Here is a 22,318-nt window from a genome sequence, read left to right as displayed (position 1 = left end):
TAATTATAATAATAATTATTATATTTTACTATTTTACGCAAAAGAGAGAGAAAGGCCCGCAGTGTCTCTCTCCCGGCAAACCTGACCATCCGTTCCTCCCTCTTTCCACACCTTTGTCAAATGGGGCAAATTGACAAATACCAAAATCAAACTGAGAATATTGCTTCGATTGCCAAAATACGCCCGCAGACACTTGACAACCCGTTTGACAACTACTCGCTCTTTTCGGCAAGTCCCCTTCCTTCATCCCCGGCCAGCCAGATTGGCAAAGCTCCCTGATCCGCCTGACCGGATCCAGCAAATTCTCAAATAATAGCACGACGAATATATTTCACCTAGGCGAATTTCATGACAATACAATACTGCGGTGAATTGGAGAGCGTGTCGAAGAAGATCTGTGCATACCCGGTTCTGCGCCCTTAAACCCCCACAGATCTTCAGTTCACACAACATGATGTCAGCAGCGCAGGCTTTCATACCGACGCAGCAAAAAAACCATTGGTGAACAGACATGAACTATAGCAAAAGCAAAAACTACGACACAGAAACGATCAGACAAAAAATCATGGGGCCAAACCCCGTAAAACTCACAGAAGAACTCCTCAAAGACATCGGCCTCAAAAAAGGATCCCTTGTCATGGACCTCGGCAGCGGGCAGGGCGTCACCTCAGTCTTCCTCGCAAAAGAATACGGCGTCCGTGTGATCGCCGCAGATCTCTGGAGCGACCCTGCCGAAAACATGCGGTTCTTCGAACAGATGGGCCTGACTGCCGAAACCATCCTCCCCATCCATGCGGACGCGACCGCGCTTCCTTTCCCGCACGAACTCTTCGACGCCGTCATCTGCATAGATGCCTACAACTACTTCGGCAGAGACAAAGCGTATCTGGGAGAGCATCTCCTCCCGTTCGTCAAACACGGAGGATACATCTGCATCGCCGTACCAGGTATGAAAAAAGACTGTCACGACGATCTTCCGCCCGAGCTCCTCCTCTCCTGGACACCCGAACAACTCGACTACATCCACGACGCCGCATACTGGGAAGACATAATACGTGCCGCAGACGAAGCCGAGATCATTTCCATCCATGAAATGGAAAGCAACGAAGAAGTCTGGAACGACTGGCTTGCCACCGATAATGAATACGCCAAAGGCGATCGCAAAACCATGGAGGCGGGAGGCGGCAAGTACATGAACTTCATCGCCATCCTTCTCCAAAGAAAATAACCAAAACACACATCAGAGCCGAACAGAACCTGACCTGATCCGTCAACTGAGTGGTTTCATATTCCAGGAAACCAATATATGTAGAGAACATGGTACATCTTACGATCGATATAGGAGGAAAACCCGGCAAAGACTGCCGGGGATTTTGCTCTTACTGCTACTTTAAGCATGCAAAAGATGTACCTCCCTTCGGCTGCAGATACTGCATGCCGTTCAAAAAAGGCTGCGAGTATTGTGCCAAAGGCGTAAAAGAAGAGTACGCCGGCTTTTACTCGCTCAAAGACGTGGCCGATCACTTCCTTGCCGATCTCCAGATGATCTCCGGCGATATAACCAAGATCACCATATCGGGAGGAGGTGACCCGAGCTGCTACCCTGAGTTCACCCCGCTTATCGAGATCCTGGGATCCCTCAATGTCCCTCTCCACATCGGCTACACCAGCGGAAAAGGATTCGACACGCCGGACATCGCCGACTTCATGATCGAAAATAATATGAAGGAGATCTCCTTCACGATTTTTGCGAGCGACCCCGCCCTTCGGGAAAAATACATGCATGATCCGACCCCCGAAGCCTCCCTTGAAGTCATCGAACGGCTGGCGGCAAAAATCGACGTATACGCGGCTCTCGTCATTCTTCCCGACGTCAACGACGGGGAAGTTCTCCGGACCACGCTTGCCTGGCTCGAAAAGATCGGCGTCAAAGGCGTCATTCTGATGAGATTTGCCAACCGGGAAGACCAGGGGCTCATCCTCGACAACGCCCCCGTCATCGAAAACCAGCGGGTCCATACCATGGAAGAGTTCCGGGATATCGTCAGCGAAGCAGCGGCAAAGTTCCCGGCTCTGCGGTTATCCGCGACCCCTCTGTATGATCCTGCCTTTGACTCGCCGTTTGCGATCCGAAACGAGCCTGAGCTCCTCGCCCACCTTCCCCGGGTCACCGGCCGCGTTTCGGTCATCACCGGGAGTATCGCCGCCCCGTACATCAGAGAGATACTCGGCGCATGCGGAGCGCCGGAAGGCATGGTCGTTCCTGTGGAGAAGGAGATCTCCTGCCTCATCACGATCGACGATCTGAAAAAACTGGACCCGGAAACCCTTGAAGAAACGGTCATCATCCCCGGCCGGGCATTCGTCCACGACCCCGAGGCCGAGCTTCTTCTCGACCGCAGAGTTATCCGCGGTCCCGAGACCCTCTCGGCCGACGGAGAAACCAGTATGGGTATGGATCTGACCGGGGTTCTGACCATGGAAATGGAAGGATTCACCCAGCTGATCCAGCTCATCAATCAATACGGGAGATCGGCATGAACTACTCTGACCTGTATGCAAAGATCGGCTACACGTTTAAAAACGTCGACCTGCTCACCCATGCCCTCACGCGAACCGCGTATGCCCGGGAAAATGAGCTTTCCATGCATGATACCATGGACTCGCTCGCGGTCCTTGGAGACGCGGTCCTTGATCTGATCGTGATCTGCCGGCTTATCGGGGACGGAGAGTTTGACAAAGGCGAGATCACCAGAAAAAAGATCGACCTGGTGAATATGAGCGTCGTCCGCCGGCTGGCCGAGGATATCGGCCTGCCTGCATATATGAAATGGGGCAAAGGCGAACTCCGCATGCAGATATGGACAAGCGGCCGTGTTTCAGCCGAATGCTTCGAAGCGCTGATGGGGGCCGCCTATCTGGACGGCGGCGTGGAAGCTTCCCGATCAATCCTTGATCACGTTTGGAAACCATAGAGCTTATTGGCCGTGAACACGATATGATAGAAGTATGGTACGGGTAAAAGCATCCCACATTTTAGTAAAGACTGAAGCTGAAGCAAAAGAGATCATGCAGAAGATCAAAGCCGGTGATGATTTCGCAAAACTCGCGAAACTCTACTCGCAGTGTCCGTCAGGCAACGCCGGTGGGGATCTCGGCTACTTTGGCAAAGGCCAGATGGTCAAACCCTTCGAAGAAGCATGTTTCAAGGCTAAAGCAGGCGATGTCCTGGGCCCGGTCAAAACCCAGTTCGGCTGGCATCTCATCAAAGTGACCGACGTTAAGAACTGAGTTTCTATGAAAAAAACTGCCTTTGACGAGCTTATCGCCGCTATCAGGAGTGATGATACCGCAAGGCAGGAGGAGGCAGCCAATAAGATCTGTGCCCTGCACGATCCTGCATCCCTTCAGTTTATTTTGGCCGCCCTGAAAAAGAACGACCCGCTGACCCGGCGCGTTATGCTCTGGGCGCTGCGAAATTATTCTGCCGAGCTTGAGTATGCGCAGTATCTTTCCTATCTCGCAGATGAGGATCTCGGGGTCAGGGAAGCCGCGCTCATGCTCTTTATGGAGGGCGGACAGCCGGCAGTCGATACGCTGGTTGCGGCGATCTCCTCAAACGATATGACGACGCAGTATGCCTCGGTCCAGGCGCTTGGCCAGTTCCGTGTCCCTGCCGCGATCCCCGCGCTGATCTCTGCGGCTTCGTCGCCGGAATCTGATATCCGCGAGATCGCGGTCATGTCGCTTGGGGTCTATCATGATCAGGCGGTCGTTCCAACACTAGTCTCAGCGCTGAACGATCTTCCCGCGATCAGGCTGGCGGCACTCTCCGGTCTGCGGGGCAGACAGCTCATCGAAGATGAGCTTTCCGCGGTTTTTGCTTCGCTTGCCGATGAACGCGAGGATATCCGCGCGGCAGGCGTGTATGTTCTGGACGCCCTGACTCCGGGCAGCCTTACGGCCGATCCTTCGCCCTATGTCCGCCGCGCCCTTGCCTCGGTGACCGCGGAGGTTCCTGTTCTCACGGAATTATGCGGCGACCCTGACCCCTCGGTGAGATCGGCTGCTGCGGAGACGATCCGCAAACAAAAGCTCAGGCTGGAAGATACCCTTCTTCCGCTGCTTGCCGATCCGGTCCCGGGTGTCCGCCGTGCGGCCGCATCCGCTCTCGGCAGTTCAGACAGGCCTGACGTGGTTCCGGCGCTGATCTCCTGTCTTGCCGACCCCAAACCAGGGATCCGCGCCGCAGCGGCGGCGTCTCTTGGCAGTATCGGCGGTGAGCCGGTGATCGAGGCGCTCAAAGAGGCATCGCATACAAATAATCCGATACTTGCCGGGATAATCAAAAACGCTCTGATGACTGCAGAGCGGAAAAAATGATCATTCGCCGACCGCCGTTCTCACGGCGATCTCGGTTTCCATTCTTCTGACTTCGTTTTCCACGTCTTCGATCTCGATCATTTTGACGCGTTTTTCCATCGGCGGGTTGAGTTTGGCTTTCTGTTCGTATTTGCCGATCTCGGCGGCGAAGTCTTGCGGGATCATGTCGATGCCCCGTAAGGCATCGATGAGTTCCCGGGAGAAGTAGGTGTCGATCTGGATCTTGCGTTTGGTCGCATGGGAAAGTTTGCCGATGAACCGGCAGAGTTTGTCCTGATCTTCGGGACTCATCGTGTCGGTGAATTCGTAGTTTTCGATCTGCCGCAGCGTCTGGAGGATGGGGATGAGGGATTCAGGCGTGATGACGTAGACGACATACTCCGCGAGATCGTACTGGTAGGTCGTCAGAACATCAAGCGTGCTTGAGGGGACCACGAGGAAGACTTCTTTTCTGACGTCGTCGTGTTTGCAGTATTTTTTCATCGCTTCGGCCTGATTCTTCAGATACGTCGGGAAGTTTTCGAGTTCTTCCGGGTTTTTCGGGCTTTTTGCGTCGAAGATGGTGTACATCTTTCCGATCAGCACAACATTGTCGGGCGTTCCCTGGTGGGGATATTCGCACTTCTCGCACCATACAAAGTCATGCTTTCTGCAGATCGTTCGGATGCTTTCGGCAACTTCGGTTTCATGTTTCTGCCAGGAGACGGCAAGTTCCTCCTGTTTTTTCACGAGGAGATTCATCTGTTCGTTTGCGAGCGTTTCCCGGTCGCTTTTGAGCTGGTCGTAAAGGGTGTTGATCCGCTCGATTTTGCGGTTGTATTCGGCGGCCTGCTCCTCGCGGACGCTTTCGTGACCGGAGAGCTGCTCTTTTGCCGTAATCAGGTCGCGGGTGACCTCGTCAAGGTTTTCCTTGAGTTCCTGATATTTTTGGGCTTCTTCTTTTCTCCGGGAGGCTTCGGCGGACAGCTGTTCGTCTCTCAGGCTTTCGAGGGCTGCGATTTTTCCTTTGGCGAGGCTGAACTGTTCGGCGAGTTCTGCATAGGCTGATTCCAGGCTCCGGTATCTCGCCATCTCTTCCTGTCTGCGCTCGGTTTCGGCGAGGGCCTGTTCTTCGCGGGCGCCTTCGACTGCGGCGATCTTTCCTTTGGCAAGGCTGAGCTGTTCGGCGAGTTCTGCATAGGCTGATTCCAGGCTTAGGTATCTCGCCCTCTCTTCCTGTCTGCGCTCGGTTTCGGCGAGGCTCTGTTCGTCACGTGCCCGTTCAAGGCCGAAGAGTTTTCCTCTGGTGATCTCAAGTTCCCGTGCGGTCACCTCGAATCTGTCCCTTGTATCCTGAGAGGATTTTCTCTCTGCGTCCCGCAAGGCTTCAAGGGATGCGTTTTTTCCTCTCTCCCTCTGCAGCTCGCCGGATAGCTGATCGAGCCGGATCTCGATCTCCCGGTATCGTCTCCCCGCCTCGTTTTCTTCGGCCTGATACCGGGCATATGCGTCGTCACCGCGGCGTATCACCTTTTTCCAGGAAAACAGACGTGTGAACAGTCCAATGCTGCGTAGACCTGCGAAAAATTCCGAGAGTGACGAGGAGGGTATCATTGACTAACAATTTAGAGGGGTTGTTATAAGCATTTTACGGTACTCCCGGATCTTTCCCGGGGTGTTTGGCCGGCTGCTTTTTGCGTGCGGGTCGCTGGCCGCAAATCAAAGATTTACTCGCAAGTCTATCGGCTTGGCCGCAAACCATCGGTTTGCTCAGCTGAGGTCGGCCGCGTTCCGCATCCAACCCGCCTCAACAAAGGGACCACAAGGTCCCGCCTCACGCCCGCAGCCACATTATTCCCTCTTATCACAACTTTTCAGCAAAAAAATAGGATGGGTAAGGACGCCCGGATCCAAACCTAGATCGCGGTCCAGCCGCCGTCAATTGACAGAAGCTGCCCGGTAGTATAGCTGGATGCATCCGATGCGAAGTAGACGACAGCACCGTCGAGCTCGCCCTCTCTTCCTGTTCTCTGCATAGGGCAGTAGGTTTTGACGACCTCCTGAAACGCCGGGTCGCTTATGACCGCATCGGTCATTTCACTTGGGAAGTAGGCCGGACCTATCGCATTGACCGTGATATTGTACTTTGCCCATTCGTTTGCGAGCGCCTTGGTCATCATCAGGACCGCGCCTTTGGTCGAACAGTAGGCGCTGAGCGGCAGACCCGACATCGCCACACTGCTGTGGATCGATCCCGTGTTGATGATCTTGCCGTACTTATTTCGGACCATCTCTTTGCCGAACTCGCGGGCGACAAAGAACACACTGCTGAGGTTCATATCGACCATTTTGTTCCAGAGTTCGTCAGGGGTCTCTTCGGCAGGGGCAAACAGCCCGATGCCGGCATTATTTACGAGGATGTCGATCTTTCCGTAATGATCCTTGATGGTTTTAACAGCCGCAGTGATCTGCGCATTATCTAAAACATCACACTGGACCGGGAGGCAGCGCACTCCAATTTTCTCGATCTCAGCTTTTGCCTCGTGTAATTTTTCGATCCTTCGCGCAAGAAGCGCCACATCGGCTCCCTGACGGGCAAGCGCTTTTGCCATCTGCAGACCAAGACCTGAAGAGGCGCCGGTAACGGCGGCCACTTTGCCGGTTAAATCAAATAATGTGCTCATTTTTGTAACCTCAGTCCTCAGCGCTCTCATGCAAATACTCGGTCATTCAGCACAATCTTGGACTGATTTCCCCATTCGTTTATACAAAGATAAAGGTTTGTGTGATAAATCAGACATCCAAAAGGCTGGTGACTTTCAAAAGCGACGAAAAAAAGGCTGCAGACCGGAGAGATCCGTCTGCTTCACTGCGTTTAGGAGGAGCGTGAAAAATTACTTGAACCAGGTTCGTTTCCGGTTCACGAAATGATCCTGCCGTCCGTTGAGATGGTCACGATCTGCCAGGGAATAAACTTCCCGCTGGCTTTGAGAGCATTCTTGGCAGCTGCTTCGAGACCTCCGCAGCACGGGACCTCCATTCTGACAACGGTCATGCTTTGGATATCATTATTCTTGATGATCGCCGTCAGCTTTTCGGTATAATCGACCGCATCCAGTTTCGGGCAGCCGACGATCACCGTCTTGTTCCGGATAAACTCATTATGGAAATTCCCGTACGCATAGGCAGTACAATCCGCCGCGATCAGCAGATGTGCGCCGTCAAAATACGGGGCATTGACCGGAACAAGTTTGATCTGCACAGGCCAGTGAGAGAGCTGGCTGGACTGTGGAGAGGGGGCGTCGACATTGCAGGTTTGCTCGCGTTTGATGACCTTCGATTCGGTCCCGGGACATCCGCAGGGAAGGGGAGCGGGTGCGTTCATTTTTGCCTCTTTCACGGCAGCTTCGTTATATGCCGGGGCTTCCCGTTCTTCAAACGAGATCGCGTCCGTCGGACAGACGGGAAGACAGTCGCCAAGACCATCACAGTAGTTCTCGAAAACGAGCTTTGCCTTGCCGTCCACCATCTGGATGGCGCCTTCATGACAGGCCTTGGCACATTCTCCGCATCCATTGCATTTTTCTTCGTCGATTCTGATGATTTTTCTCAGCATGATCCTGTTCCAAATAGGGAAGTGTGTGGTTACACACACTTAAGGGTTTGTAAGTCGGCATCAACGGTCGTTGAAGGCTGCAGACCAAACGTCTTGACGAGGACATCTAAAACGGCCGGTGTAACGAAGGTCGGGAGGGAGGGACCGAGCATGATGTCTTTGACGCCGAGCGAGAGGAGAGCGAGCAGCACAAGGACCGCCTTTTGTTCATACCAGGCGATGTTGTAGGAGATCGGCAGTTCGTTTACGCCGCATTTGAAGGCATCAGCAAGGGCAAGGGCGATGACCACAAGACTGTAGGAATCATTGCACTGTCCTGCATCGAGAACTCTGGGGATCCCGTCGATGTCGCCGAGGTCAAGGGCGTTGTACCGGTATTTTGCGCATCCCGCAGTTAAGATAACGGTGTCTTTCGGGAGAGCTTTGGCAAATTCTGTGTAGTAGCTTCGTGCCGGATCTCTGCCGTCGCAGCCTGCCATTACTACAAACCGTCTGATCTTTCCGGTGTTGATGAGTTCGATCACTTTGCCGGCGAGCGAAAGTACCGCCTCGTGGGCACAGCCGGTAAGAAGTTCCGGCGTGTGCAGATCGGTAGGCGGAGCAGCTCTGCGGGCAAGATCGATCAGGAGCGAGAAGTCCTTTCCGTTCGGCGAGTCGGGGATGTGGTGACATCCGGGGAAGCCGACGGCGCCGGTTGTGAACACGAGGTGTTTATACTCCGGTCCGGGCGGCACAAGACAGTTGGTCGTAAACAGGATCGGGCCGTTGAATTTCGCCATCTCCGCTCTCTGGTTGGCCCAGGAGGTTCCGTAGTTTCCTTTGAGGTGCGGATACTTTTTTAATGCGGGATAGGCATGCGCCGGAAGCATTTCGCCGTGGGTGTAGATGTCGATGCCTGCATTCTGCGTTGCCTGCAGGAGGTCTTTGAGGTCTTTTAAGTCGTGACCAGTAACTAAGATCCCCGGGCGGTTTGCCGGCGTCGTGTTGACTTTGGTGATCTCAGGGACGCCGTATGCGTGGTTTGCCGTGTCCAAAAGGGCAAGGCAGGTGACGCCGACCTTTCCGCATTCGAGAACAAGCGCGGTCCTTTCATCCGCCGAGAGCGGTTTTGACCGGGAGGCAAGACCTTTGGTGATGAACGAAAGAATGGTGTCGTCGGTTTTTCCAAGGACGACTGCATGGGAGTAGTAGGCTGCAAGACCTTTGAGTCCGAAGAGAAGCAGAGAATACAGAGAGCGGATGTCTGCATTTTCGATTGCGTCAAGGGAGATCTCTTTTGCGCTTATGATGTCTTCTTCGGAGGAGGGATTCCAGGAGCACTCGGCAGGTTCGCCAGCGACTTTGGGGAGTCTGTCTCTCTGGGCTATGATCCGTTCGAGATAGACAGAAAAGCGGGCGTTGTCGAAACTGACGTTGGTGAGCGTTGCGAAGAGAACTTCTGCAGCGAACGGGTCGACGGTTTTTCCTGCGGCTTCAAGCCGGTAGGCAAGTCCCGAGAGGGCATAGAGGACGGCGTCCTGATATGCGGCGGTCGTTTTGCTTTTTCCGCATACGCCCCCAAGGGAGCAGGCGGGGATTTTTGATTCCTGACATTGCTGACAATACATGTTTTTTTACCTCGCTATCTTTTGTATACTAAGTGTATTATCGACAGACATATTAATAATAAAGAGTTTCCAAAAACATACTTCGGAGAGGCCGTGAAAACGGCAGAAAAGAGGGGGAGCATCCTGATCAGAATGATTGCGGAGACGCCCTGATTTTGTCTTTATTTGTCGGAATACTGTTAGAAACCGGGGTCCATACGCCGTTTTGACAGACCTCATACTTTTCAAAAGCACACGGAATGCCGTTTGCCGTCGCTATGTCGCTGCTGTCCATAAGCTGAAAATGCAGATGGGGAGCAAACGAATTGCCGGAGTGACCTACTCTTCCAAGCAGATCCCCTTTGCTGATCTTCTGTCCAGGAGTAACGGAGATCGATCCTTTTTGAAGATGGACGAGCGCAGCGTAGACATTTTTGCCGCACTGCAGAATGATGTAGTTGCCCGCAACCTGTTGTACATCGTCCTTTGCCGGATCGAAATAATGCGCATTTTTGTATGCGTTGACAAGGTCCGAGAGAAAATGCGTGCGCGGCCGTTCTTCGCAGCCGTCCTCTGCCCGGAGAACGATACCGCCGCACGGCGCATACACGTTTTGGCCCCAGCAGTAATACTCCTTTAACGGGACCCCGAAGAGAAGATAGTGCAGGAAACTCACGCGATAGGCAGGGCGGCCCTTTCGCGTCCAGTTCACCTGAATAAAGTCATACGCGTAGCGTGTTCCAAACCGGTCTGTGCCGTGACTCGGTATTTTTGTCCCGGGCGTGTTTGGAGAGAGCCATTCTCCCCGCAAAGGAAACGCCGCGATGATCGGCTTATCCGCAGTGTTCATCTGATCTCTCCGCAGAGGAGTATTCCTGCAGTCATTTCATCATAATTATTGTTGACCGCCCAATCCCCTTAATCATTTACCCGGGGATAAAATCAGACCGAAAAAAAGAAGATCAGAGTATTTTACAGCAGAGACACCAGATCGCGGAGCACGGCCTCCGGATCCTTTGCCTTCACCACGCTTGAAGCCAGCAGAACACCGTCCGCTCCAAGATCGACCGCGGTCTTCACGCACTCACCCGACTGGATGCCTGCACCGCAGAGGACCTTCACCTCCGGGCTGATCCGTTTCACTGCAGCGACCGAGTTTCTGATGATATCCGGATTCGCCTTTGTGACCGAGATTCCTGATCCGATCAGCTCCGGCGGCTCGACCGCGACATATGTCGGCGAAAACGCCGCCGCCGCCGCGGAAACTCCCACATTATTCGTGCAGACCACCGACTCCAGATGATTGAACTTCGCCGCCTCCACGCATGCCTCGATCTCCGCGATCGTCAGCCGGCGTTCCGAGTGATTGATCAGCGAACCCACGCAGCCCGCCGCCCGCACGGTGAATGCAGGGATCCTGCCGGTGAATGCCCCTTCCACCGCATCGATGTGCTGAGCATACACCGGGATCTCGTAATGCCTGCAGAACGGGTGCAGCTCCACAAACTGCGGAGCGACCCCGATCGTGACCCCTGACTCCTGCATAACGAGCTCCGCGGCAGAACCGATCTGCCCTGCCGAATTGCCCGCCCCTTCACGATATGACTTGAAGTTCACAAGAATAAGCGGCGACGACATTATTTCCTCTTCACCTGCAGAACATCTCCGAGCGTTGTCGACGCGACCCCGCCCTTTTGCAGTTTATCATCATCATCTGCCGTATCCAGAAGCACGATGTCAAGTTCCTTCTCAAGCTTCTTTCGTTCCGCCTCGGTCGGCGCACGGTCGCCGCGTTCGAACTTCTTGATATCTCCCTCCTGCATCTTCAAAACAAACGCAAGATCCTTCTGGGAAAAACCCTTTGCCAGGCGGGCGGCTGCGATCTTCTGAGGATAATCCTCAACGATATCGCCCTCGATGAAATCGAACATATCCCGCTTGCGGTTCGCCTGCTGCTGACTTCCCTTTGAGGGGGTCTTCGTCACGACCGTCGGGCGGCCGAACGACTGGACCGGAGCACGGGGAGCCTGGACCTCGGTACCGAGTTTGGCGCACTTATCACAAACCCTCATGGGTTTAGCCCCCTCGATCTGCACCAGTTTGCCTTTCTTTGTCATTGCTGCCCCGCATAACTCACAATATTCTGTCTGCATGATATACTCGCTCATCTATATTTTCCCTCGCATACATTAACCCTTTTCCTATCCGGCAATCAGTGGACAGCCGAAGGGTCCGCAGTCAGATGATTTTTCAGCATTTTCCTCAAAACACCAGATACGGCATTCCGAAAGATACTTTACTCAATTCATCAGATATACCAAACATAGGGTAATACCATGACTGAACCAGGGCAGGATGACGACCCGGATGTGATCAAGCCGACCATCTCGGTAGAACCGGTTATTTCATCAGAGGAGCTTGCACAACTCAGAAAGACCAATATTGCCCTCGAGGGACGCAACTACGAGCTGCGTGAGACGGTCCGGCAGCTCAGACTGCAGTCGGCAGCTGTGGAATCGGAAAGGGATCAGTATAAACGCGAGGCAAAAAAACTCAAAGGCGAGCTGGAACAATATCGCACTCCTCCGCTGGTGATCGGAACGATTGAGGCGCTCGCATCCGGTGAGCGGGTCATCGTTCGAAGCACGACAGGCCCGCAGTTTCTTTCGAAAGTGAGCGAGACAGTCAATTCAGCGGAGCTTGTTCCGGGAAGACAGTGCGCTCTGCATCCCCAGTCGTTTGTTCTTGTAGAGGTGCTGCCGAACAAATATGATACGATGATCTCGGGTATGGAGGTGGAGAGGGCGCCTGAGGTGAACTACGAGGATATCGGCGGACTCGACCGGCAGAAGATTCTTCTCCGGGAAGCGGTGGAACTCCCGCTCCTGAAACCGGAGCTGTTTGAAAAGGTGGGCATCGAGCCGCCGAAAGGGGTCCTGCTTGTGGGTCCGCCGGGTACGGGAAAGACGCTGCTCGCAAAAGCGGTTTCTCATGAGACGAACGCCGCATTCATCCGGGTCGTGGGGTCCGAACTCGTGCAGAAGTATATCGGAGAGGGGGCGCGGCTCGTCAGAGAGCTGTTTGCCCTTGCACGGGAAAAGGCGCCGGCGATCATATTCATCGATGAGATCGACGCGATCGGTTCCTCACGCAGCAATGAGGCGTATTCAGCCGGGGATCATGAGGTGAACCGGACACTGATGCAGCTGTTATCCGAACTTGACGGGTTCAATACCCGGGGAAATGTGAAGATCATCGCGGCGACGAACCGGATGGATATTCTGGATCAGGCGCTGCTCCGCCCGGGAAGATTCGACCGGATCATTGAGTTCCCGCTTCCGGATGAGGAGGGACGGAGAATGATCCTTGCTATCCACACAAAAAAGATGCATCTGAACAGGACCGTTTCACTGGAGAAGATCGCGAAGGAGACGGAGAATATGAACGGATCTGAGCTTATGGCCATCTGTGTTGAGGCAGGTATGAACGCCGTCCGGGCAGGGAGGACAAAGATCTCCGGAGAGGATTTTGTTCAGGCGATAACGGCGGTGAAACAGGGAAGGAACGCAAAGCTCACGCCGATCCCCGACGGGATGTATTCATAATTTTTACTTTTTTTAATAGAACTTGCGCGAAATTATCGACGATCAACAAATCACATAAATAGCGGTGATCACAATTTAAAAAAAAGGACAATAGCATGCCTTCAGCCGGAATTGAACCGGCGACAACCAGATCTTCAGTCTGGCGCTCTCCCGACTGAGCTATAAAGGCTCTTGCGTAACTAATGTTAGCATAATAACTATTTATAATAATCTGATTGCATCTCTCAAACACCTTATCCATTCCAAAAACCCACTACTACACAATGGTCAAGAGCGCCAATACAAAAAACGGAACCAATAAACAGACCCTTCAGGAAAAAATCGTCGGACGAACCACACATATCGTCCACCTGACCCATAACGACTTGGACGCCGCAGGATCGGATGCGGTCTGCCGGATGACATTCGGCGACGAGATCCTCACCCTCTTCTCATCCGTCGGGCGGTTCGGCTGGTTTCTCGCGCAGGTTGGCGGATGCAACGGGAAAGGAGACACCCTCATCATCAGCGATCTCGGTTATCAAAACGGCGTCGAAGACCAGATACGAAAAGCCCACGCAGCAGGCTGGATCATCCAGTGGTACGACCACCACAAATGGACCGAGGCGGAAAAACACAAGGTCATACCGTTTGTCCAGACCCTCATCGTAGACACGACAAAATGTGCCACCGGCGTCGTTGCCTCGGTCTTTGCCAAAGACAATCAAAGCGCACGCGAAGTTGCCGGCGTTGTATGTGACTACGACCTCTGGAAACACCAGGACCCAAGATCCGCAAAACTCGGCATTGTCACCTCCAAACAGGAAAACCTCAGACTCATCCGGGACAAACTCGCGAAAGGAATCATCATCGACGAAGAAGTCTCCCGCATCTTTGAGAAAATCGAGCACGACAAAAACAAGTGTATGAAAAAAAGCATCAGAGCCGCGAAAATATACCGGGGAAAATACACGATCGCCGTTATGCCGGCCTACGGCTACCCAAGCGAGACCTCAGCAGAAGCACGCAGGCAGCTGAAAACCGACATCGAACTTCTTGTCTTCGACAATGGAAAGTTCTCTCTCCGCAGTGTTCCGGAGATCAGCCACCTCATAGCCAGACAGTTCGGCGGAGGAGGGCACCCGAATGCATCCGGAGGAAGCTTCAACTACACCTGGAAAGAGAAGTGGATGCTCAAACTCTTCAGAAGGGTCACCGGCGCCAAACCTTTCATCGCCGCGGCAGAAAACCTCTGACCGCACACTTTTTTTATCCGCAGTCCAATACTAGCATATGACCAACCTTTCCGGCCATATTATGATAAACTACGGGATCTGCACCACCTGCGGATCGTGCACTGACATCTGCCCAAACAACATTATCCGGCAGGATGCAGACGCCTCCCCGGTCGTCCATCCCGGACCTGACTGCATATCCTGCGGACACTGCATAGCCGTCTGCCCGACCGGCGCCATGCATATCGATCTGGAAACCGAACCGGCTGGTTTCGCCGACCAAAAGATCCTTGCCCGCCATCTCAAAAGCCGCCGGTCTATCCGCCGCTGGAAAGACACGCCCGTATCAGACGACGAATGCGAAGAACTCATCGCGATAACCGCCCATGCGCCGTCAGGATGTAATGCACATCCCGTCATCTGGATCGTCGTCAATGACCCGGAAAAAGTAAAGGCATTCGTCTCCGCAGCCGCCGAACTCCTCAGAACGGTTCCAAAGGAACACCGCATGTACGGGCTCGCATCCGGACTTCTGCGGAAACTGGATGCAGGAAACGATGTTGTCTGCAGAAACGCCCCCGCGCTTCTCATCGCAGCTGCCGATCCTAAAGAAGACCTGGGTCTTGTCGACAGCATCATCTCCCTCACCTATGCTGATATCTATGCCCCGTCGATCGGGCTCGGGACCTGCTGGGCAGGATTTGTCATGATCCTTCTGGGCGCATTCCCGCAGCTTACAAAAACCCTCGGCATTCCTGACACCTGCAAAGCGCAGTTCGCACTCCTTGCCGGTCACCCAAAATACACATTCAAAAACATCCCGCTGCGGGAGATGCCTGACATCATCTGGACATAAAAAAAGATTTAGAGGGTGAGAAGCAACCGCGGCAGCTCAAGAGCGAGCCAGGGGTTTGCCTTGAATATTGCAATCACCAGTGATTTGACCGTGATCTCATCAAGAGAAAGATCCGTCATCGAATGGACGATCGAGTTGAACTTCGCATCATCCATTTTGATGAACGCCTCTTTTACCGCATAGTTTCTTGCAAGGGCATGACCAAGGTGGCCGTTTCGCCAGGTCTCGTCATACACCATCAGCGCTTTTTTCGAGGTATCCCCCTTTTTCAGCGCGGATGCGGCGACTTCGCCCGCAAGCCTTCCGGTGTACATCGCATTGTAGATACCTCCGCCGGTGATCGGATCGGATAAACGGGCGGCATCGCCGACGATGAGCAGATTGTCGGCGACCGTGCATTCCAGCGGTTTGCAGACGGAGACGCCGCCTACGATCAGCTCGGTGATCTTTCCGTTCGGGAACTCACGGGCAATGAACCGGTCGAGATAATCCTTCGCACGGTGCCCTTCGCCGGATTTCGTTCCGGCAATGCCGATACCGACATTCGCACACCGGTGACCCTTCGGGAAAACCCAGATGTAACCCCAGGGTGCGTCCGTATATGAGAAGTAGAACAGATTTGCCCGTTCGTCTATGTCGATATCGTTCACGATGTACTGGGCGCAGGTCTCAAGCTCGGCAAGCGGAACGGTCGTGTTGATCCCCGCCCATTTGGCAAACTTCGACTCGACACCATCGGCCGCAATAACGACTTTGGCACGGACTTCATAGGTTTTTCCATGCTGATGGATAACAGCGCCGGAGACCTTGCCGTTGATCATGATCGGAGCGGACGCACGAGCGTGTACCTGGATCTCGGCGCCTGCCTCGGCGGCCTGCCAGACCAGTTCACGATCGAAAACCTTCCGGTCAAGAACGTAGCCGACTTTTCCTCCGGCATGTTCGCCGCCGATGGTGAACTTCGTTCCGTCAGGTCCGATCAAAACCGCCTTGTCGAGATCAGCAGCGATCCATTTCGGATCGGGATCGATGAACTCTGCCAGCGCTTCCTTGCCGATACCCTCCGCACAGCGGACGGGGGCCCCGATCGCCGGGCGTTTTTCGACGAGGAGAACGGAAAGACCCTGCTCGGCAGCGGCCTTTGCAGCGAGAGCTCCCCCAGGACCTCCGCCGACAACCAAAACATCGTATGCTTCCTTCATTGTTCCTCCAGTACGATCGCCCCAAGCGGGCAGACCGTAGAACAAATCTTACATTTGCTTTTACAGAGGGTCTCGTCAACGGTCAGATAGGCATCGATGAGTTCGAGGGCCCCTCTCGGACAGACGGAAACACAGGCTCCGCAGTATCCGCAGACATCTCGTCGAATATGAATCATCGTCTTAATAATTTGTTTCAGCCGTTTAATAGTTTGCTCTGCGGGAGCCTTATATCGTCAGACAAACAACATGGTTGTATGGATGCGGATGAAAGGACAAGACCAAGTCTGATGTACATCGTGCTGATGATCGTGGCGATCGGCTGTGTCGTGTACGGGATCTACGGATGGATCACCGGCTTGTGGTAAAAAAAGGGGAGTTATTTTTTCGAACCCGGGGCGGTCGTGACCTTCAAAACGGCTTCAGCCAACTCTTCCAGCCGCTCGGCCGGGAGACCGGCGACCATCTCTTCGTCGGAGATGCCGGAGAATTTGCGTGAACCGTCACACCCGAGAGAGAAGTTCGGTTCGCCGTTCTGATACACATAGGCGGTCGCATCCGAGCAGATCGACTGGATGCCGGCAAACTCAGGGTAGAGCCTTCCGCCAAGCCGGAAAAGCGTAGACTGGGCAAGTTTCAGCATGGCAAACGGATTGGCGAAGATGATCACGACATCCGGAACGAAGGTTGCTTTTTCCAGGGGGGCATAGACCGTAGCGTAAGTCGAAAGCGGCAGAGCAGGAACAGTATATACAGTGCGTTTGCTTGCACCAAGCGAACTGTACTTTCCAAGTTTCAGGTAGTGTTCGCCGGAGTCCATCGAGGGACCGATCTCACGCAGACCAAGGACCCAGGCACCCCCGCCGCACTGATGTTTGGCGTCAGGTGCAAAAAAGATCTTTCCTTCCCGTGCGAGGGAGACCATCCGACAATGACGAACGGTCTCTTCGATCTCAGGGATGCCGGCAGGGATCTGCTCAGGAGACGATGCGAGTTTTACCGCGACCGGCGAGCCGGTAAGGTGAAGGGCTTCCTTAAGGGTCGCCGAGATTTTTGCATAATCTGTCATGAGGTAAAATACGTCATTTGATTATTTAATATCGTTCATAGAAGACGCAGTTTCTGCTCGACCTTGTCAAAAAATCCTCTGCCAACATCGACGAAGAGAGCGGGTTGTGAGGATTTTCGGATGAGCAGTCTGGCATTTTCACCGATTTCATACTGATCCTGACCGTCGATCACCAGCAGCGCGGGTTTGACGGAGACAAGGCGGATCTCGACTTCGCTTTTAGAGTTGATCAGGTACGGGCGCGAAGAGAGCATGTAGGGAGCAAGCGGGACTAAAAGCATCGCTTCGATCGTCGAGTCGACGATCGGCCCGCCGGCACTCATCGCATAGGCGGTCGAACCGGTCGGCGTCCCGATGATCAGCCCGTCCGCACGGAACTCATCGATCTGTTTTCCGTTGATGAACACCTCAAACTTGAGGATCTTTGCCGGCCGGGAGGTCACGATGACCGCCTCGTTGAGCGCCGATCCGACGGATCTGCCATTGTATTCTATGGATATCCGCATGCGGGGATCAAGAGGGAGCGGCAGGGAAAGGGAGGAGAGGATCTCTTCAGCTTTGTCCCGTTCGATATCCGTTAAAAACCCGACCTGCCCCTGGTTGATCCCGACGACAGGGACCTGGCGGTCCAGCATCCGGATGGTCCGGAGCACACTGCCGTCACCGCCGAGAACGACGATAAGATCGGCTGAGAAATCCTCCGACAGCGAGACAGGCGTATAGCCGAGTTCGGCGGCAACCGACTGTTCATACACGACTTCGTGACCCAGGTCGCGAAGCATCCAACCGATCGACTGGGCAAGTTCGACCGGCTCTTTATAATCTATCCGGGATACGATACAGATCTTCATTTTGACCTCAGTATCTCTGACACTTTTGCGTGGATCACCGGGTTGGCCGCGAGGAGAGGGCGGCCGGCGCATACATCATCGGGAAACGCAACCGGCGATCCGTCAGGCTGCGTAACAATGCCTCCGGCCTCTTCGCAGATGAACATCCCGGCGGCGGCGTCGGTGATCCGCAGGGTTGTGCGAAGATCCAAAAATCCTTCGAGCCTTCCGCAGGCGACATAGCAGAGTTCCAGCGCAGAGGCGCCGAGTTTTCGTCCCCGGCGGGTACGCATACCCTTTTCGAGAAGGGAGATCATCTCCGGCGCACGTGCGTAGATGCTCATTGCCGAGATGTTCAGCTCGGCTTTTTTCGAAACACGGATCGGGCGTCCGTCAAGGAAGGCGCCTTTGCCGCGGATCGCCGTGAAGGTCTCTTTGTTCGCGAGATTTCTGACATAACCTGCGGTCATGACCCCTCCTTCGGATAATCCGATCGACAGCGCATAAAAGGGAATGCCCGCGCCGGCATTGAATGAGCCGTCGACCGGATCGAGATAGGCGAGACCGGATTCTCCGCCAATGTCGGTGACCAGGCCGGCTTCTTCAGAGAGGACGGCTCTGCAGACTTTTCGTGACCGGAACACAGCGAGGATGATATCTTCGGCGATTTTATCGAGACGTTCGGTCGGGGTGTTGTCCGCACCCATGCAGAGTTCTGCGGCGCCGTACTCTGTCCCGATGAGGGGAGCCAGCGCTTCCTCAACCATGGGCGCGATTTTATCGCAAACTGAAAGAAACTCTGCGGGATCCATACGTATTAGTTCTATTGGCGGGATATCCACATGAATACTTGCCCGCCCACGGGGTGTAGTAACACTCATAAGCAATTACCTCCCATACTTAGAGAGATATACTATGAAGGAACAGACTGAAGTTGGAAAACTGAAAGAAGGTCGTTACGTTGTCGTCGACGATGAACCATGCAAGATCCAGAGCATCTCCATCTCCAAACCAGGAAAACACGGAGCAGCTAAGGCGCGTTTAGATGTAGTCGGTCTTTTCGACGGACAGAAACGCTCAGTCGTCTCACCGACATCGGCGACGGTCTATGCACCGATCGTTGAGAGAAAGACCGGACAGATCCTGACGATCGCAGGAAACGTTGTCACGTTCATGGATATGAAAGACTTCAATAACTTTGAATTAATTGTAGAGGACGCACACGTTCTGGCATCATTCCAGCCGGCTCAGGAAGTTCCTTACATCGAGTCGCTTGGCAAGCGCAAGCTTGACCTTTAAGACTGCACAATAATTCCATCTATGCAGTCTTTTTCTAACACTCTTTTTGCGGATGCGGAAACTGCATATTCTGACGCAGCATATGGAATATTCGGCGTCCCTTTTGACGGAACAACATCTTATAAGCCGGGATGCCGGGATGCGCCGGCGGCGATCCGTGCAGCCTCCTATAATATCGAGACCTACAATCCCTATTATGATATAGAACTTCCAGATATCCCGTTTCACGACATGGGTGATCTGTATGCAGAGTGTCTGCCGGATCTGGTTGTCGATCAGGTGGAGGATGTTGTTTTGGATCTTATCAAAGATGAAAAGATCCCGGTGATGATGGGCGGAGAGCATTCAGTAACGATCGGAGCGGTGAGAGCTCTGCAGCCAACCTGGTATGTTGTCTGTGATGCCCATCTTGATATGCAGGATGAGTATCGCGGGTCGCCGTTTAATCATGACTGCGTGACGGCGCGGGTGCATGACGTTACTTCACAAATCATCATCATCGGAGCGCGCAGCGGATCGAGGGAGGAGTTTGTCCGTGCACGGGAGATGTATCATGTCTTTACGGCGGATGAGGTGAAAAGCAGGGGGATCGGTTCTGTACTGGCTGACGTTGCAAAGCTTGTCGGAACAGAGTCTTTGTATCTTTCGATCGATGCAGATTCGATCGACAGCTGTTTGACGCCGGGTCTTGGAACGCCCGAACCATTCGGACTTACCCCGGGTGATGTGCGTGAGGTGATCCGCGCCCTGGCAAAACAGGCGGTCGGCTTTGATTATGTAGAGGTCCTCCCAAATGATGCGGGGCAAACGGCGATGGTCGCAGCGCACCTGATCCGCGAGTTTATCGCCGGACATGCATGTACGCCGAAACGTTACGACTGAATCATTTCTGCTGATCTTCATCAGCTTGCTCTTTTTCTGAATGATTAAGATGGACGTGCGGCACGATTTTTGCACAGTCTGAAAAAAGAGGGAGGTTATCCCTGAAGAAGGACCAGAAGTTCTGTTCCGTCTTTGTCGGTGATGATCAGGCTTCCGTCGATGATCTTGTAGCCGGCTGATGCTTTGAGCGCAGCGAAGAAGGCAAATTCAGCCTGCATTTCTTCATCTGTTCCCGCCATCATAGTCGAGATGATGTCGTCACCGACTGAAAGGGTGCTGTCTGCGGCCGTATACGATCCGCCGTAGACATTGACCGGAGCCAGTCCGCCTAATGATCCGTCGGCATTGAAGTGCAGGGTAACATTCTGATCAGATGCAAGAAGCCATTTTCCAACGATGGCAGGGGTTTTGGTGAAGGTCAGGAGAACGGCTCCTGCGCTGTCGGTGAGACGGAGGGTGCTGTTCTCAAGTTTGCAGCCGGATACGTTGTTCAGCGCGGTGAAGAAGGCCGACTCAGTCTGCATTCGCTGGTCGTCTCCTGCCATGAGGGTCGAGCCGATGCCGGCGAAGGCGAGACCATTGCTGACTGAGAGGGTGTAGGTCCCAAAGTAGCTGTTGACCGGGGCGCGGCCGTTTATGGTCCCGTCGGGAAGGATGGACAGGGTCACTGACGGATCGGAATCAAGCGTCCAGGTTCCGGCCGGGCTTTTTGCAGCATCGGCAAATGTAAGGAGCGCGGATCCGGTGTTGTCAGTGAGAGTGAGGGTCCCGTCGATGATCTTCCAGCCGGTTACGGCTTTGAGGGTGTTGTAGTATTTCTGTTCCTGCTGCATGAGATTTGCAGGTCCCGCCATTTTTGTCGATCCAAGACCGGTGATGGTGAGATTGTTTTCAGGACCGAAGGTAACTGAGCCGAAGTAGGCATTTACCCCGCTGTTTCCGGAGATGCCGGTGTCCGTTATTTCTAGAGAGATTATGCCGATCACGGGCGTGTTGTCCGAACCTATACCGGTAAGGATCCACTCTCCCTGAGGTGTCTGGCTGTTTTGCGGAGCGATGCAGCCTGCTGCGATTACGCCAGCGATGATCACTGCCAAAACGGCGAATACGAGTTTTGTGTACTTCATACACTATTATTGGACGCGCTTACCTATAATACTGGCTTTAACTACGAATTTTTTATCAGTTATTTGAAGAGTATCTAGCGAATAACCTGAAAAATATTGGTGTTTTTTTACATTATCAACAAACCCATTCCAGCGGACCTACAATGGCGCAAATATTAATACGCCATGATTTGCATACAACTTGGTTATATGGACCCGAAAAATGATGAGATCACAGGTATCTGGCATGCAGATCAGGAGTATGCCGACGGAGGAATGTTTTTTCAGCTGACGTATGTGTTTGCAGATGACGGGACGGTGTCGGAGTTCTGGTATGATTCCGGTGACGGGACGCTCAAACGTCAGTATGATCTGTTCTGGGAGCGGGATGCAGAAGGTGAATATACGCTGAATGACGGGAATGATTTTAGAAAATATACGATTGCAGAGGGAAAACTCTGCGATGTGTATTTTGAGCTGTATTATCATCGCGAAAAATAACCGCTCTTTTTTCATTTTCCCCGTTCTTTCTTCTTGTATGCAGGATACCCCAGGGTATCCGGATAGAAGACGAAAGAAGAAGGGACGACAACCAAAACATGAGAGCTTGCGCTCAACACAAAAAAAAACACAAACAAACTATTGCAAAAGAATAAGGGGGGTGCAGCGTTGACCAGTTCCCGAGAATTCGCAT

General features: G+C 53.5%; 25 protein-coding genes and 1 tRNA gene. 11 read left to right on the top strand and 15 right to left on the bottom strand.

The features are described 5' to 3' along the window. Window positions 1-511: 511 nt before the first annotated feature. The 5 genes from EYA77_RS04345 to EYA77_RS04325 all read left to right on the top strand — a co-directional run bounded on the left by EYA77_RS04345 (window position 512) and on the right by EYA77_RS04325 (window position 4,383). The gene (locus EYA77_RS04345; RefSeq protein WP_042698837.1) at window positions 512-1,228 is read left to right on the top strand and encodes a cyclopropane-fatty-acyl-phospholipid synthase family protein; all 717 of its coding nucleotides are present in this window, start codon (window positions 512-514) and stop codon (window positions 1,226-1,228) included. An 89-nt stretch (window positions 1,229-1,317) separates the two neighbouring features. Then, entirely contained in the window at window positions 1,318-2,541 is a 1,224-nt protein-coding gene (gene mmp10 / locus EYA77_RS04340) for a methyl coenzyme M reductase-arginine methyltransferase Mmp10 (RefSeq protein ID WP_167815981.1), read from the top strand. After that, complete coding sequence (locus EYA77_RS04335; RefSeq protein WP_042698844.1) at window positions 2,538-2,975, top strand: ribonuclease III domain-containing protein; 438 nt, start codon at window positions 2,538-2,540, stop codon at window positions 2,973-2,975. Before mmp10 ends, EYA77_RS04335 begins: the two co-directional genes overlap by 4 nt. Window positions 2,976-3,009: 34 nt before the next feature. Then, on the top strand, window positions 3,010-3,291 hold the full coding sequence (locus EYA77_RS04330; protein WP_167815980.1) for a peptidylprolyl isomerase: 282 nt from the start codon (window positions 3,010-3,012) through the stop codon (window positions 3,289-3,291). Window positions 3,292-3,297: 6 nt separating this feature from the next. Next, window positions 3,298-4,383 (top strand): HEAT repeat domain-containing protein, encoded by a 1,086-nt coding sequence (locus EYA77_RS04325; RefSeq protein WP_042698849.1) that lies wholly within the window; start codon window positions 3,298-3,300, stop codon window positions 4,381-4,383. Here the strand turns inward: EYA77_RS04325 and EYA77_RS04320 are convergent, their stop codons facing one another. From EYA77_RS04320 to EYA77_RS04290, 7 genes are all read right to left on the bottom strand, one after another. After that, window positions 4,384-5,892 (bottom strand): hypothetical protein, encoded by a 1,509-nt coding sequence (locus EYA77_RS04320; RefSeq protein WP_167815979.1) that lies wholly within the window; start codon window positions 5,890-5,892, stop codon window positions 4,384-4,386. A 386-nt stretch (window positions 5,893-6,278) separates the two neighbouring features. After that, window positions 6,279-7,046, bottom strand: a complete 768-nt coding sequence (locus tag EYA77_RS04315) for an SDR family oxidoreductase (RefSeq protein WP_042698854.1) — start codon at window positions 7,044-7,046, stop codon at window positions 6,279-6,281. A 236-nt stretch (window positions 7,047-7,282) separates the two neighbouring features. After that, window positions 7,283-7,978, bottom strand: a complete 696-nt coding sequence (locus EYA77_RS04310; RefSeq protein ID WP_042698856.1) for an ATP-binding protein — start codon at window positions 7,976-7,978, stop codon at window positions 7,283-7,285. Window positions 7,979-8,007: 29 nt separating this feature from the next. After that, window positions 8,008-9,585, bottom strand: a complete 1,578-nt coding sequence (gene hcp / locus EYA77_RS04305) for a hydroxylamine reductase (protein WP_167815978.1) — start codon at window positions 9,583-9,585, stop codon at window positions 8,008-8,010. A 127-nt stretch (window positions 9,586-9,712) separates the two neighbouring features. Beyond that, window positions 9,713-10,414: a M23 family metallopeptidase gene (locus tag EYA77_RS04300; RefSeq protein WP_167815977.1), complete on the bottom strand. Its 702-nt coding sequence runs from the start codon at window positions 10,412-10,414 to the stop codon at window positions 9,713-9,715. Between the two features lie 122 nt (window positions 10,415-10,536). Then, the gene (gene tpiA, locus EYA77_RS04295; RefSeq protein ID WP_042698865.1) at window positions 10,537-11,202 is read right to left on the bottom strand and encodes a triose-phosphate isomerase; all 666 of its coding nucleotides are present in this window, start codon (window positions 11,200-11,202) and stop codon (window positions 10,537-10,539) included. Next, entirely contained in the window at window positions 11,202-11,717 is a 516-nt protein-coding gene (locus EYA77_RS04290) for a multiprotein bridging factor aMBF1 (RefSeq protein ID WP_042698910.1), read from the bottom strand. The genes tpiA and EYA77_RS04290 overlap by 1 nt, the downstream gene beginning before the upstream one ends. 183 nt (window positions 11,718-11,900) lie before the next feature. Here EYA77_RS04290 and EYA77_RS04285 point away from each other — a divergent pair, with 183 nt between their 5' ends. After that, complete coding sequence (locus EYA77_RS04285) at window positions 11,901-13,169, top strand: proteasome-activating nucleotidase (protein WP_167815976.1); 1,269 nt, start codon at window positions 11,901-11,903, stop codon at window positions 13,167-13,169. A 96-nt stretch (window positions 13,170-13,265) separates the two neighbouring features. On the opposite strand, the gene EYA77_RS04280 is transcribed toward EYA77_RS04285, so the two are convergent. Next, a tRNA-Phe gene (locus EYA77_RS04280) sits at window positions 13,266-13,338 on the bottom strand. A 46-nt stretch (window positions 13,339-13,384) separates the two neighbouring features. On the opposite strand from EYA77_RS04280, the gene EYA77_RS04275 reads away from it, so the two are divergent. Together EYA77_RS04275 and EYA77_RS04270 are read left to right on the top strand one after the other, a co-directional pair. After that, window positions 13,385-14,404 carry a DHH family phosphoesterase gene (locus tag EYA77_RS04275; protein ID WP_245241180.1) on the top strand — a complete coding sequence of 340 codons (1,020 nt, stop codon included), beginning with the start codon at window positions 13,385-13,387 and terminating at the stop codon, window positions 14,402-14,404. A gap of 37 nt (window positions 14,405-14,441) precedes the next feature. Next, entirely contained in the window at window positions 14,442-15,239 is a 798-nt protein-coding gene (locus tag EYA77_RS04270; RefSeq protein ID WP_042698870.1) for a nitroreductase family protein, read from the top strand. 8 nt (window positions 15,240-15,247) lie between these two features. On the opposite strand, the gene EYA77_RS04265 is transcribed toward EYA77_RS04270, so the two are convergent. The 5 genes from EYA77_RS04265 to EYA77_RS04245 all read right to left on the bottom strand — a co-directional run bounded on the left by EYA77_RS04265 (window position 15,248) and on the right by EYA77_RS04245 (window position 19,149). Beyond that, window positions 15,248-16,441 (bottom strand): NAD(P)/FAD-dependent oxidoreductase, encoded by a 1,194-nt coding sequence (locus tag EYA77_RS04265; protein ID WP_042698872.1) that lies wholly within the window; start codon window positions 16,439-16,441, stop codon window positions 15,248-15,250. Beyond that, window positions 16,438-16,617: a 4Fe-4S binding protein gene (locus EYA77_RS04260; protein WP_042698875.1), complete on the bottom strand. Its 180-nt coding sequence runs from the start codon at window positions 16,615-16,617 to the stop codon at window positions 16,438-16,440. Before EYA77_RS04260 ends, EYA77_RS04265 begins: the two co-directional genes overlap by 4 nt. A gap of 200 nt (window positions 16,618-16,817) precedes the next feature. Continuing rightward, a complete protein-coding gene (locus EYA77_RS04255; RefSeq protein WP_167815974.1) occupies window positions 16,818-17,507 on the bottom strand; it encodes a DUF169 domain-containing protein in 690 nt (229 codons plus the stop codon). A 35-nt stretch (window positions 17,508-17,542) separates the two neighbouring features. After that, window positions 17,543-18,358 carry an NAD(+)/NADH kinase gene (locus tag EYA77_RS04250; protein ID WP_167815973.1) on the bottom strand — a complete coding sequence of 272 codons (816 nt, stop codon included), beginning with the start codon at window positions 18,356-18,358 and terminating at the stop codon, window positions 17,543-17,545. Beyond that, entirely contained in the window at window positions 18,355-19,149 is a 795-nt protein-coding gene (locus tag EYA77_RS04245; protein WP_042698882.1) for a bifunctional fructose-bisphosphatase/inositol-phosphate phosphatase, read from the bottom strand. The genes EYA77_RS04250 and EYA77_RS04245 overlap by 4 nt, the downstream gene beginning before the upstream one ends. 103 nt (window positions 19,150-19,252) lie before the next feature. Between EYA77_RS04245 and EYA77_RS04240 the strand changes: the two genes are divergently transcribed. Then, window positions 19,253-19,636: a translation initiation factor IF-5A gene (locus tag EYA77_RS04240; protein WP_042698885.1), complete on the top strand. Its 384-nt coding sequence runs from the start codon at window positions 19,253-19,255 to the stop codon at window positions 19,634-19,636. Between the two features lie 21 nt (window positions 19,637-19,657). Then, window positions 19,658-20,518, top strand: a complete 861-nt coding sequence (gene speB / locus EYA77_RS04235; protein ID WP_042698887.1) for an agmatinase — start codon at window positions 19,658-19,660, stop codon at window positions 20,516-20,518. A gap of 95 nt (window positions 20,519-20,613) precedes the next feature. Here speB and EYA77_RS04230 read toward each other — a convergent pair whose 3' ends face one another. Further along, complete coding sequence (locus tag EYA77_RS04230; protein WP_167815972.1) at window positions 20,614-21,645, bottom strand: META domain-containing protein; 1,032 nt, start codon at window positions 21,643-21,645, stop codon at window positions 20,614-20,616. Window positions 21,646-21,810: 165 nt separating this feature from the next. On the opposite strand from EYA77_RS04230, the gene EYA77_RS04225 reads away from it, so the two are divergent. Continuing rightward, entirely contained in the window at window positions 21,811-22,125 is a 315-nt protein-coding gene (locus tag EYA77_RS04225) for a hypothetical protein (RefSeq protein WP_143745028.1), read from the top strand. An 11-nt stretch (window positions 22,126-22,136) separates the two neighbouring features. Here EYA77_RS04225 and EYA77_RS09795 read toward each other — a convergent pair. Beyond that, the coding region (locus EYA77_RS09795) for a hypothetical protein (protein ID WP_209315004.1) at window positions 22,137-22,318 on the bottom strand (182 nt) is incomplete at its 5' end.

The organism is Methanocorpusculum sp. GPch4 (assembly GCF_012062385.1).
In the GTDB taxonomy this organism is placed as follows: Archaea; Halobacteriota; Methanomicrobia; order Methanomicrobiales; family Methanocorpusculaceae; genus Methanocorpusculum; species Methanocorpusculum parvum.
Note: the sequence above shows the minus strand (reverse complement) of the source record. Positions and strands in the feature narration are given on the sequence as shown.